General features: G+C 65.4%; 9 protein-coding genes and 1 pseudogene. 1 reads left to right on the top strand and 9 read right to left on the bottom strand.

What is annotated here, in order from left to right; genetic code table 11:
* Positions 1-4: 4 nt before the first annotated feature.
* From LUM46_RS19035 to LUM46_RS19060, 6 genes are all read right to left on the bottom strand, one after another.
* Complete coding sequence (locus LUM46_RS19035; RefSeq protein ID WP_274996050.1) at positions 5-2,257, bottom strand: FtsX-like permease family protein; 2,253 nt, start codon at positions 2,255-2,257, stop codon at positions 5-7.
* Positions 2,257-3,054 (bottom strand): ABC transporter ATP-binding protein, encoded by a 798-nt coding sequence (locus LUM46_RS19040; protein ID WP_274996052.1) that lies wholly within the window; start codon positions 3,052-3,054, stop codon positions 2,257-2,259. Before LUM46_RS19040 ends, LUM46_RS19035 begins: the two co-directional genes overlap by 1 nt.
* A gap of 594 nt (positions 3,055-3,648) precedes the next feature.
* Positions 3,649-5,427 carry an AIPR family protein gene (locus LUM46_RS19045; RefSeq protein ID WP_274996053.1) on the bottom strand — a complete coding sequence of 593 codons (1,779 nt, stop codon included), beginning with the start codon at positions 5,425-5,427 and terminating at the stop codon, positions 3,649-3,651.
* Positions 5,428-5,459: 32 nt separating this feature from the next.
* Positions 5,460-6,188, bottom strand: a complete 729-nt coding sequence (locus LUM46_RS19050) for a PaeR7I family type II restriction endonuclease (protein ID WP_274996054.1) — start codon at positions 6,186-6,188, stop codon at positions 5,460-5,462.
* A gap of 114 nt (positions 6,189-6,302) precedes the next feature.
* Positions 6,303-7,994 (bottom strand): Eco57I restriction-modification methylase domain-containing protein, encoded by a 1,692-nt coding sequence (locus tag LUM46_RS19055; RefSeq protein ID WP_274996056.1) that lies wholly within the window; start codon positions 7,992-7,994, stop codon positions 6,303-6,305.
* Positions 7,991-8,314, bottom strand: a complete 324-nt coding sequence (locus tag LUM46_RS19060) for a hypothetical protein (RefSeq protein WP_274996058.1) — start codon at positions 8,312-8,314, stop codon at positions 7,991-7,993. The genes LUM46_RS19055 and LUM46_RS19060 overlap by 4 nt, the downstream gene beginning before the upstream one ends.
* Before the next feature lie 414 nt (positions 8,315-8,728).
* Here LUM46_RS19060 and LUM46_RS19065 point away from each other — a divergent pair, with 414 nt between their 5' ends.
* Entirely contained in the window at positions 8,729-8,881 is a 153-nt protein-coding gene (locus LUM46_RS19065; RefSeq protein ID WP_274996060.1) for a hypothetical protein, read from the top strand.
* A gap of 237 nt (positions 8,882-9,118) precedes the next feature.
* Here LUM46_RS19065 and LUM46_RS26780 read toward each other — a convergent pair.
* From LUM46_RS26780 to nrdE, 3 genes and pseudogenes are all read right to left on the bottom strand, one after another.
* Positions 9,119-9,550 (bottom strand): annotated as a pseudogene (locus LUM46_RS26780) (hypothetical protein); the annotation flags it as partial.
* Positions 9,551-9,628: 78 nt separating this feature from the next.
* Positions 9,629-10,609 carry a class 1b ribonucleoside-diphosphate reductase subunit beta gene (gene nrdF / locus LUM46_RS19070; protein ID WP_274996062.1) on the bottom strand — a complete coding sequence of 327 codons (981 nt, stop codon included), beginning with the start codon at positions 10,607-10,609 and terminating at the stop codon, positions 9,629-9,631.
* A gap of 51 nt (positions 10,610-10,660) precedes the next feature.
* On the bottom strand, positions 10,661-12,766 hold the full coding sequence (gene nrdE, locus LUM46_RS19075; RefSeq protein WP_274996064.1) for a class 1b ribonucleoside-diphosphate reductase subunit alpha: 2,106 nt from the start codon (positions 12,764-12,766) through the stop codon (positions 10,661-10,663).
* Between the last annotated feature and the right edge of the window lie 3 nt (positions 12,767-12,769).

Here is a 12,769-nt window from a genome sequence, read left to right on the forward strand (position 1 = left end):
GCTGCTACTCGACCGAGACGGCCGCCTCAGCCGGTCGTCCGCGCGTGGCCCGCCACGCGGGGAGCAGCGTCGCGCCGAGGGTCAGCAGGACGACCAGGGCGACGATCGCCACGTACACCAGCGGGGGCCCGGCAGGTATCACGGAGCCGAGCCGTTTGAGGCTCACGGGGACCAGGATGCCCAGCGCCGCGGTGGTGCCCAGAGCGAGGCCGGTGACGGCCACGATCGCTGCCTCGATCCCGACCATCTGCATCACCTGACGGCGGGTCGAACCCACGAGGCGCTGGAGCCCGAACTCCCGCTGCCGCGCCGACGTGCTCGACACCAGGGTGTTGATCATGGTGATCGCCGAGTACCCGACCAGCATGAGCACCATGATGTAGATCGCGTAGGACGCCGTCTTCTTCTGGTCCTCGTACTCGTCGAACAAGATCTCGCGGTCGGCGACGGTCAGCCCGTCCGTGGCCGCGGTCAGCCGGGTCAGGTCAGCCACCAGCTGCTCCGGATCGGTGCCGTCCTGCGCACTGACCAGGATGCGTGTCGGGTACCCGGCGGTGGTGTGCGCGGCCAGCGTGTCGGCCGGGAGCAACAGCGTGTCGTAGTCCTCCGCGGCGGAGAACAGCGCGGCCACCTGGACGTCGAGGAAGGTGTTGTCCCCCATCCGGAGCGTGATCGGGTCGCCGACGCCGACGCCGAGGGTGTCGGCGTGCCCGTCCTCGATCGCGACCGTCGCGCCGTGCAGGTCGGCGAGCGCACCGGCAGTGACGTCGACCGGCGTGCTCGCGGCGGCGCTCTCCGCGGTGACGCCCTGGAGGGTCCAGCCCTCGCCCATCGGTGACACGTCGTGCGGGCTCTCGACGAAACCGACGCTGCTGACGTACTCGGACGCCCCGGCGACGCCGGGCAGCTGGTTGATCTCTTCGACCAGCCGGGGGTCGATCCGGTCCTCGGCCGTCACCACCGCGTCGGCGACGATGCTGCTGGCGAACGCCTCCTGGTCGGCGGCGTCGTTCGTCGTCTGCAGGTACAGCATCCCGGTCGAGATCCCGGTCAGCAGGATGACGGGGCCCATGACGGCGGCCAGCCGACTGGTCCGGCCGCGTGCGTTGAGCACGGCGAGGTCGCCCGTGAGCCCGCCGAGAGCGCGCACGGGCCACTGGACGACGAAGATCATGACCTTCGCCAGGACGGGCGCCAGCAACGCGAGCCCGATGGTGAACACGATCACCGCCGGGGCGGCCGTCGCCGGGGCGAGCGGCCCGCTCAGCACCGCGACGGTGACGATCGTCAGCGCGATCCCGACCGCCACGAAGAGCAACCCGGCCAGGACTCGCCATCCGCCGATCACCTTGTCGTCGAGCGAGGCCTCGGCGAGCGCCTGGCTCGGCTTGGTCCGTGCCGCCCGCCGTCCCGCGCCCAGCGCACCGCCGACGGCCGCGAGGATCGCCGCGGCCATCGCCGCCACCGACGGTATCCAGCCCTGGTGGAAGGCCACACCTGCCGTGGCGATGCCCTGTCCGGCCAGGAAGTCGAACACGAGCTTGCCCAGGAACTGGCCCGGGAAGTAGGCCGCAGCGGTGGCGACCAGCGAGAGCACCAGCGTCTCGCGCAGGACGAGCCGGCGCACCTGGCGAGGCGTCGCCCCGATGGCACGCAGCAGCGCCAGCTCCTTCTGCCGCTGAGCGATCGACAGCCCGAGCATCGACGCCACCCCGAAGATGGACACCAGGAGCGCGAAGGCGCTGAAGACACCGGCGAGAGAGACCACGTTCACGCTGGTGGCCGTGGCGTCACGGAGCTCGGCCCGGCCTCGTTCGTCGCCGACGAGGGTCAATGTCTCGCCGTCCAGCTCGGCGTCGATCCGCTCACGCAGCTCTTCGACGTCGGCATTCGGCACGGCGACCACGCCGATGGCGTCGATGGTCCCCGCCGGCGGGCTGCCCTCGAAGACGTAGGTCCTGGTCTCTCGCACGCCGGGCAGCGTAGAGATGACGCTCTCGAGCCCGGCGTCGATGCGGACGCGCTCGGGCAGGATCGCCGGCTCGTCCTCGTCGCCGCCCGGCGCGTGGTGCGTCTGGTCGCCGGCGACGACCACGTCGGCAGCACCCAGCTGCTGCGGAGGAACCGCCGCACGGATACCCGTCTCGATCAGTCCGCCGCAGGCCATCAGGACGATCGCGGCGAAGAACATGGCAAGGAACGCGGCCACGAACGTGCCGGTGCGGAACCGCAGGGTGCGGAGGGCGAGCTGGAACATCAGCGCTGCCCTCCCGCGGTCGTCGACGGCGCCTGGGGTGCTTCGTCCGCATACGCGCCCAGGTGGGTCATCCGCTCGGCCACGGCGTCCGCCGTCGGGGAGCGGAGCTCACCCACCACGCGACCGTCGGCGAGGAACAGCACACGATCGGCGTAGGACGCCGCGACCGGGTCGTGCGTCACCATCACGATCGTCTGGCCGGTCTCCTGCACCGAACGTCGCAGCAGACCGAGCACGTCCCGCGCGGTCCTCGTGTCCAGCGCACCGGTGGGCTCGTCGGCGAAGATGACCGCCGGCTCGGTGATCAGCGCCCGTGCGATGGCGACCCGCTGCTGCTGCCCACCGGACAGCTCCGCCGGGCGGTGCTTGCGCCGTTCGCGCAGACCCACCTGCTCGAGCACGTTCGCTACCCGCCCCTTGGCCGGGCTCCGGCCCGCGAGCCGGAGCGGCAGCGTCACGTTCTGCTCGACCGTGAGGACCGGGAGCAGGTTGAACGCCTGGAAGATGAAGCCCACCCGGTCGCGCCGCAGCTCCGTCAGCTCGGTCTCGCTCATCGTGCTGAGCTCGCTGTCCTCCAGGACGACCGAGCCCGACGTCGGCTGGTCGAGCCCGGCGGCGCACTGCAGCAGCGTGCTCTTGCCCGAGCCGGACGGGCCCATGATCGCGGTGAACGTGCCCCGCCCGAACTGTGTCGTCACGTCGTCGAGCGCGACGACCTCGTTCCCACGCCTGCCGTAGACCTTGCGGACAGCCGTCAGCTGGACCGCGTCGGTGGCTGTCCCTGTGCCTGTGAGCATTTCCTCGCACCGTTCCCCCGTGCCCCGCCGGGTTGCGCGGGCACGAGACGACGCTATGAAGATGCGTGGGTCGCCACCATGGTGCCAACCGGTCAGCCACGGTAAGGAAAACTGCACTCTTGCCCGACGAGCCGCGACGCCGGGCCGGCGTTCTCGATCCACGCCGTGGTCACGTCAGCACGCAAAGAGGCCCGGAACGGCAACGATCTGCGGTTCCGGGCCTCCGTTCTGCAGCTACGCCATGATCAGCGGCCGAGGGCGACGGGCTCCCGACGCGAGGTCAGAAGTCCCAGTACTCGCCCGGAGGGGTTCGGGGGGCGGAATCCTGCGGATTCTGGGGTGGGCGCATTGCTGCGTGCCCTCTGCGTGCCACTCGTGGTCGAGCAGCGGATCAGCACCGAACGGCGTGCCCGACCGACGGTTCCACGCTACCGCTCATACCAAGGATCGCCCAGCCACCCGAGAACGCGGTCACAGCCGTGCGCTCTTCCAGCATGGGATTGACATGCTCAAGGACCGCAGGCCCGACTTTTGCGTCAGAGTGGCTCACCACCCTTGGTCGCGCCTACGGTCCTGACTCTCGGCGAGTCGCGCCTACGATTTCGATTGCGACGGCGAGGTCTCGCTCTGCACAGGTCGACTTGCAATCAACTGCGGCAAGACTTCGTCCAGCAGATACTTGACAAATTCGGGCCCCTTGGCGATCTTGTCGAGAGAACCCCCCGATTTTCCTTGAACTTTGGTGAATGCAGTCCTCAGCGTCGCCAAAGAATCAGACAGCAAACCCTTATCGAGTTCTGCATTCTCACCGGCAACCTTTGCAAGTTGCGATGGATTATAGACGCGCGCACCGAACAGAACTGCAGTCGCAAGCATCGCCAAGTGGAACCGCAGATTGGTGCGCTCCGAGGCACTCGCCACCGCCACATCGGTCAGAAGGAACGCATCGACGGACTTTTGTGTTTTTGCCAGCCAAAGGTACACAGGCAGAGGAAGACTCTCACTGAAAACGGTTCCGTATACGGAATCTCGCTTTAGCAGGCTTGAAGGTCGCGCCCGAGAATCATCAGGCCTACTTAGGCCCATAGCCATGACAGCTTGCGCGAGTAGGGGAATTCCAACGATCCGCGAAGCCGCCTTTCCTTGATTGCGATAGAAGTTCTTCCGGCGATCGTAGTACCAGTCATGCGAGACAAAGTACGCCTCAATCTTGCGCTGAATCTCGTCCGTCGCCCGCAGGGAAGCCGCCGGAACTGACGTCTGGCGGTTAGTGGCGCGAATCACCTGATCGCGCGTCCGAGTATCGTCGCCCGTAGCCAGAATTCGAACCAGTACCTTGCGATCGAGGGCGGAGTGATCGCTCGCCGCCGACTCAAGGGCGTTAAATATCGTCTGCGATGTCTGCAGGCCATTCACAACCTGAACATTGTCAAGCGCGAAAGTCTTGGCAGTTATCGAGACCTCCGAACAAACGATCGTCACTCCATTGTTGAGCCACCAGAACTCAGGTAGGCTCGCATCGAGCACCGACTCGCGAATTTCGCGATTGACCTCAACGTCGCCCTGATAATCCCGCACGTTCCAGTCGAAGATGTGTCGCCGCAAGGCGCCATCGTCATCTCGAAGGAAGTCCATGTAGTCCCGAAGGGAGACGAGAGCTACGTGACTGTTCCCACTAGTTGAATACTCCTCGACGCTCAAGTTGACGGTGTAGGTCGGCAGAGTGCTTATCCGCTCCCAAAGCTCCTTTGCACCTAGGAACGTAACAGCACCTTCAGCCTTCACCAAGGTTTGGTCAAACTGCACTTCGAGATCCCGCGCTTTGCGCTTAACCTTCGCGTGCATCCCGGCCGTAGCACCCCGGGTCGCATAATGGAACTCAATGCGCAACTTGAGATGCCGCGCGCCGAATTTGCGGAGCGCAGAGCGGAAGAACCCGATCCTCTCTATTACCGCAGTCGAGTAGATTGCGGAAAGGTCCTCCTCGGATTGCGCCAAGTCCAATAGACGGCGCGTCGAGTCCGCTACCAGATCGATCGCAGTTTCGGTAAATGCCTCAGTCCGCTTTGCTTGCACGAGAACTAGCGTTAGCGTCGTGCCGACAGAGAGCTTGTTTGCCGGAAGTTCCTGCAGCGCCTCGCTATCTTCAGTAAGCAGCGTGTCGCCAAGGAACGTATAGACACCATCGATGGCACCATCATCGCCACCTCCGACAACGCCTTCGGCAATCTCATCTGACGAGACGTCCCGGTCGCGAAGCGCCTGCGTACAGGCAATGATCTCGAACGCCTTGTCGTCGGCAATCGGCTCGCTCTGCTCGCTTTGCCAGTCAGCTATCGCCTGGTCAAGTAGCACCAGTTCATTTCCGGGCACAGGATCCCCCTAAGCATCGTTCCGCATCAAAACTAGTGTCCCGAGTCGAACGCATTATCCGGGAGTGCCCGGATGTATTCGATCCGCCCCTTGATCGCGGCGCCGAAGTTCGCGAACGAAAGTTCGAATTCGGGCTCGTCGTAGATGCCCTGCCCTTGTTCCGTCGCGGCGACGACCGCAGCGTCGTACTGCTGCTCGTGAAGGAGCCGGCGCAGCAAGATCCGGTACCTGTCGAGGTAACTGGTGTCGTTGAAGATCGGGTCGGTCGGGAAGAGTGCCGGTGCGGTCCTCTGGATCGCTGTAGACACAGGAGTCTTCTCAAGGACCATGACGAACGCGAGCCAGGGCTTAACTGTGCCCAGGTAGCCCTCTTGGTACGCCCTCCAAATGTCGACGGCGTTGCCGATCGCTTCCTCGGTCCGATTGTTGAAGTTGTTGCCGAAGGAGCCGCTCTGGCTCTTGAACTCGATCGCCGCGACGAGCACGCCCCGATACAGAACAATCAGGTCCCAGTCCTTGGTCCTCCGGTAGTAGCCCGGGAGCGTCAGCTTGCCCGAGGTTCGGATGTCGAAGTCGATGCCCTCGGCGTTGCGGAACAGTTCGGCGACGGCGTCCCGCATCGGGTCGAGGTGCTTGCCTCCTGTGACGGCCCCGCGGGTGCCGGCGTCGGCCCGACCGGCTTCGATCTGGCGCTGCGCCTGAAGGTCGCGGCCGGTCCAGTAAGCCCGGACGGCAGCGTCCCAGGTGAGATCAATCGGCAAGTGCCTGGTCCCTCTCATGCTCAGTCGGTGGTGATGCTGAATCGCTCGGACTGCACCCTGTCACGAACGTGACGGCCTGTCACTCGGTACACCGCCCTGACCTGGGGTGAAACGTCAGAGGTGCCCCTCGGGCAACCCATACGCTGCCTCGGCCGCGCGGGTCGCAGCATCGCGGTCCCAGGCTCGGTGCGCCTCCCGCAAACGATCGAGGATCTCTGGCGCAAGCGACTCGGGGGCCGGCACTCGGATCTTCCGGAGGTACTGCGCCTGGAACCGCAGCGTTCCGCCACGCATCCGCACGCCGTACGCCTCGATGAACGCCTGAGCAATCCGCGACAACAGCAGCCCGCCGAGCACCTCGAGGTCCCAGCCAGTCGAGGTGATGTAGTACAGGTTGTGGTGCGGGTAGTAGCCGCCCGGCTCGAATACGGGGGTGATCTGCGCCTTCATGTCCTGCAGCAGCAGCTTTGGCCGTTCGCGCAGGCCGGGGTACACCTTGTCGATCGTCCGATGCCAGGTCGTCGGGTTCCGCTGCGCGACATACCTCTTCACCACCGCAGGGTGCGACGCCAGTGCCTGCTCCATCCGCGGATACCGCGCAAGGTCAACGAGGACGCCCTGCTCGTCCCACGGGTTAATCAGCACCTTCTTCGGCGTCACGAGCTGCCCGGAGCGGATGTCGTCGGCCATGACGAGCGGCAGCAGTCGGTCAGGCTCAACATCCGCATCGGGTGCCACGACGTACGCCTTGTCCGCACCTGTCGCGACACCGATCGAGATCTTCGTGTCATCGCCGGTCTGCTCCAGCGTCGGGAACCGCTCAGCCAGGTCCTCCAGAAGACGGATCCGCTGCGGCCCACCGGCTGGCCACAAGTCCGGTCCCTCGAACCAGTCATGCATCCGAGCGCCCGTCCAACCGGCCCCCGCGCCTTCCGCGTCGTCGGACTGAGCGAACTTCACCGCCTCTGCGGCACTAGCCGCACCGAACTCCGCAGTCGTCTCCAAAACTGTCGCGTCGCCCTGCGGCCGGTTAGCAAGCACCGTGATGGCAGGGTAAGCAGAAACCTCGGCCTCGAAGGCGTCGACATCGTGCATCTGCCACAGCGTCTCAACCGCATACCGCTCGCCAACGAGTGTCCGCAGCGCAGCACCGTACTGGTTCCGCATCCACCGATCCGCGCAGATGAACCCCAGCTTCCCGCCCGGCCGCAATAGCGAGAGAGACCGCTCGAAGAACCCGACGAAAATGTCCGCGCGACCCTTCATCGTCTTCCACCGAGCCCGGTAGGCGGCCTCAACGCCGTCGTCCAGGTCCTCGGTGCGGATGTAGGGCGGGTTGCCGACGACGAAGTCGGCTACGAGGTCGCCGTCGTCCAGGAGGAAGTCCGCAGGCTGTATCCACGACGCTGCCAAGCGCTCCGCCGTCGCCGCGCCAGCGCCCGCGGAATCGAGGATCGCCACAGCCCGGTCCCGACACGTCGCCACGTGGACAGGCTGCAGATCGAACCCGCGAATCGCGCCCATCAGAGACTCCCAGGGCACACCATGCAGCTTGGCGCTGGCCACTAGTCGCTCGACGATCGGTTCAAGGAATGCCCCCGACCCGACAGACGGCTCGACCAGCACAGCCCGCGAGAGATCGATGTCGTCGATGTAACCGACCAAGTCCAGGATCGTCTCCACGACCCACCGCCTGGTGAACACCTCGCCGTACTCGACCTCGCCCGCTGTTGCCAATGCCATGTTCCGCATCTTCGCACAGGTGTCCGGCACGTCGCTGGAGCAGGTCGTGGTGCTCGCGATCATCCAACGATTGCGTCGCGCCCGGCGGTCTGGAATTGCATCTGGTCAACGGCGGCGGCCTGTCGGAGATATTCGGCGCATCGGCGGCGGGCGTCAGGATCGGTGATGTTGTCGAAGTAGTCGGCCGCAGGCACGACGTGGAGCGCTCCGCCGAGCGCAAGGATCGCGTCGGCGAAGAGCTGGTCTGCGCCTCGTGCCAGGCACGTCATCCCAGTCAGATCGGCGCCCTCGTACTGGCTCAGTTCCGCGTCCAGCGCTTGACGCACGAGCACCAGGGTCGGTTCGGTGAGGCCGGAGTGCCCGGTGATACCGACGACGGTCATGACTTCGGCGCTCGGACGGTCGTGGGTCCTTTGGCACACCTCGCCACGGCAGCGCACCGACGTCGGAGTCCAGCTGCCAGCCCTGATCCACCAAGCCCATCATGCGATCCGCTCACACGACGGCGTGGAACGTCGCCGGGCCAAGGCTGCGACCGGGGACCTGTACCGCCTGGTACAGAGACTCTTGGCCCATATCTGCGAACCCGAGCTGCACGCCCTGACAGTCGAGCGAGCAGGATCGCAATGGCATGCGGAGCCGGCGTCGCCCGCCACAGCTCCTCCACCTGCTGCGGCTCTAGCACGTCCTCGCCGGGAGGATAACCTAGCCCGTGCCGCACGGGCTTCTGCTGTGGGATCGACACGTTCGGCACCGCCGCGATGATCCCGTCGCGCACGGCTTGCCGCAGGATCATCATGAGCACCATCAGCACCGGCCGGTTCACCCCGTTGTTCGGCGAGCGGAGGTTCGCGACAGCCGGGATCGCGTCCAGCCGCACCTTCAGCTTCTGGATCCGGGCGTCGTCGATGTGCCGGACCGGTGTGTCCCCGAACTCCGGCTCGAGGTAACCGTCGACCTTGCTCCAGTAGGAACGGATCGTGCCGGCCGCCCGCATCTTCCCGCTGCGGTTCGGCTGCTGACGCACCATCGCGAGCCACCGCTCCGCGTGCTCGCGGAAGCCGATCGCCCGCGCCTCCGCGGCGGCCTTCTCCGCCCGACACCGTTCGGCAGGCACGGCCGGCGGCTCCCACTCCCCACGAGCGATCTTCGTGTGGACCCGACGAGCCAGGCCCGTCGGTCTTCGTCTGGAACGTCAGCGGCTTGTCGTCCTCGGTCCGCGCCGAGTACGCCTCGCCGTCGGGCGCCGTGTAGCGCGCCGGCCATCTGCCTGACGGGAGTTTGCGTAGCTCCCCCACGTCTCCCGGCTCCGCTGCTTCGTCGTCGTCGCACTCATCGTGCCCCCCGGTGGCCTCGAACGGACTCCTGAGCCCAGTCGTGCCACTCCGTACCACTAGCACAGTCGAGAGGGCCGGACCCGCGAGATACCGCGGTTCCCAGCACCTCACAACCCTATGCTGTGGCACGCAATGGCACGGCACCGGCGACCCGGCGAGCCGGAACTCGGCCCGCCGAGCCACCACGTGCTCCCCTGTCAGGTGTGCGCGTGCCACCCACGTGCCACTTCGAACGGCCATTCCTGTCCATCTCCGACCTCCTGTGTCCTCGGATGTCGGCATGCAGAGGGCCCGGAACCGCAGAATTCCGCGGTTCCGGGCCCCTCACCAGCCACTACGGGCTACACGCCTCCGACGAGACTAGAAGTCCCAGTCGTCGTCCTCGGTCTCCACGGCCTTGCCGATCACGTACGACGAGCCGGACCCCGAGAAGAAGTCGTGGTTCTCGTCCGCGTTCGGTGACAGCGCCGCGAGGATCGCCGGGTTGACGTCCGTGTCCTCCTTGGGGAACAACGCCTCGTAGCCCAGGTTCATCAGGGCCTTGTTGCCGTTGTACCGCAGGAACTTCTTGACGTCCTCGGTCAGCCCCAGCTCGCCGTAGAGCGAGTCGGTGTACTCGACCTCGTTCTCGTACAGCTCGAAGAGCAGGTCGAACGTGTACGCCTTGAGGTCGTCCTGCTCGGGCTGCGTCAGCTGGGCGAGGCCCTTCTGGTACTTGTAGCCGATGTAGTACCCGTGCACCGCCTCGTCACGGATGATGAGGCGGATCAGGTCGGCCGTGTTCGTGAGCTTCGCTCGCGAGGACCAGTACATCGGTGCGTAGAAGCCGGAGTAGAAGAGGAACGACTCGAGCATCGTCGAGGCGACCTTGCGCTTCAGCGGGTCGTCGCCCCGGTAGTAGTCGAGGACGATCTCTGCCTTCTTCTGCAGGTTCGCGTTGTTCTCGGACCACTCGAACGCGTCGTCGATCTCCGGCGTCGACAGGAGCGTGGAGAAGATCGAGGAGTAGCTCTTGGCGTGCACGCTCTCCATGAAGGCGATGTTCGTGTACACCGCCTCCTCGTGCGGGGTGAGCGCGTCCGGGATCAGCGACACCGCGCCGACCGTGCCCTGAATGGTGTCCAGGAGGGTCAGTCCGGTGAACACCCGCGAGGTCATGGTCTTCTCGTGCTCCGAGAGGGTGTTCCACGACTGGATGTCGTTGGAGACCGGGACCTTCTCGGGCAGCCAGAAGTTGCCGACCAGACGGTCCCAGACCTCGGCGTCCTTCTCGTCCTCGAGGCGGTTCCAGTTGATCGCTGTCACACGATCGATGAGCTTGAGCTTGCCGGTGGGCGACATGGGAGTTCCTTCAGGAGCGGCGGTACGGGCGAGACTGGCGGCAGGGACCGGTCAGAGCATGCAGGAGACGCAGCCCTCGATCTCGGTACCCTCCAGCGCCAGCTGACGCAGGCGGATGTAGTACAGGGTCTTGATGCCCTTGCGCCACGCGTAGATCTGCGCCTTGTTGACGTCGCGCGTGGTGGCGGTGTCCGGGAAGAACAGCGTGAGGCTCAGGCCCTGGTCCACGTGCTGCGTCGCCGCGGCGTACGTGTCGATGATCTTCTCGTAGCCGATCTCGTACGCGTCCTGGTAGAAGTCCAGGTTGTCGTTGGTCATGTACGGCGCCGGGTAGTAGACGCGACCGAGCTTGCCTTCCTTGCGGATCTCGATCTTGGCAGGCACCGGGTGGATCGACGACGTCGAGTTGTTGATGTAGCTGATCGAACCCGTCGGCGGCACGGCCTGGAGGTTCTGGTTGTAGATGCCGTGCTCCATGACCGAGGCCCGCAGCGCGCGCCAGTCGTCCTGCGTCGGGATCGACACACCGGCGTCGGCGAACAGCCGCGCGACGCGCTCCGTCGCCGGCTTCCACTCCTGCTCGACGTACTTGTCGAAGTACTCGCCGGTGGCGTACTTCGAGTCCTCGAACCCGCCGAACTTCGTGTTGCGCTCGATCGACAGGCGGTTGGACGCCCTGATCGCGTGGTACGCGACGGTGTAGAAGTAGATGTTGGTGAAGTCGATGCCCTCGTCGGAGCCGTAGTAGATGCGCTCACGGGCGAGGTAGCCGTGCAGGTTCATCTGGCCCAGGCCGATCGCGTGACCGCTCTCGTTGGCACGCTTGATCGACGGGACCGACTCGATCGACGTCTGGTCGCTCACCGCGGTCAGCGCGCGGATGGCGGTGTCGATCGTGCGACCGAAGTCCGGCGAGTCCATCGCCTTGGCGATGTTCAGCGAACCCAGGTTGCAGGAGATGTCCCGCCCGACCTCGCTGTACGAGAGGTCCTCGTTGAACGTCGACGGGGTCGACACCTGCAGGATCTCCGAGCACAGGTTGGAGTGCGTGATGCGACCCTTGATCGGGTTGGCCGCGTTCACCGTGTCCTCGAACATGATGTACGGGTACCCGGACTCGAACTGCAGCTCCGCGAGCGTCTGGAAGAAGTCACGCGCGCTGATCGTGGTCTTGCGGATGCGCTCGTCGGCCACGAGCTCGTCGTACTTCTCCGAGATGGAGATGTCGGCGAACGGCACGCCGTAGATCCGCTCGACGTCGTACGGGCTGAACAGGTGCATGTCAGCGTTCTTCTTGGCCAGCTCGAACGTGACGTCCGGGATGACCACACCGAGCGAGAGCGTCTTGATGCGGATCTTCTCGTCCGCGTTCTCCCGCTTGGTGTCGAGGAACCGCATGATGTCGGGGTGGTGCGCGTGCAGGTACACGGCACCGGCGCCCTGACGCGCGCCAAGCTGGTTCGCGTAGGAGAAGGAGTCCTCCAGCAGCTTCATCACGGGGATGACACCGGACGACTGGTTCTCGATGTGCTTGATCGGCGCGCCGTGCTCGCGGATGTTGCTCAGGAGCAGCGCCACGCCGCCGCCGCGCTTGGAGAGCTGCAGTGCGGAGTTGATGCTGCGCGCGATGGACTCCATGTTGTCCTCGATGCGCAGCAGGAAGCAGGACACGGGCTCGCCGCGCTGTGCCTTGCCGACATTGAGGAAGGTCGGTGTCGCCGGCTGGAACCGCCCTGCGACGACCTCCTCGACGATGTCGCGCGCCGTCTGCTCGCTGCCGTCGGCCAGGCCGAGCGCGACCATGGCGACGCGGTCCTCGAAACGCTCCAGGTACTTCTTGCCGTCGAACGTCTTGAGCGTGTACGAGGTGTAGTACTTGAAGGCACCCAGGAACGTCTCGAACCGGAACTTCTTCGAGTACGCGAGCTGGAAGAGCTCCTTGACAAACGCGCGGGAGTACTTGGCCAGCACGGTCGGGTCGTAGTACTTGGCCTCAACGAGGTGGTCGAGCTTCTCGTCGAGCGTGTCGAACTCGACCGTGTTCGGGTTCACGTGCTGCAGGAAGTACTGGCGGGCCGCCTCGCGGTCCTTCTCGAACTGGATCTTCCCGTCCGGCCCGTACAGGTTCAGCATCGCGTTGAGCGAGTGGTAGTCCATCTG

The organism is Promicromonospora iranensis, assembly GCF_028994805.1.
Lineage (GTDB): Bacteria > Actinomycetota > Actinomycetes > Actinomycetales > Cellulomonadaceae > Promicromonospora > Promicromonospora iranensis.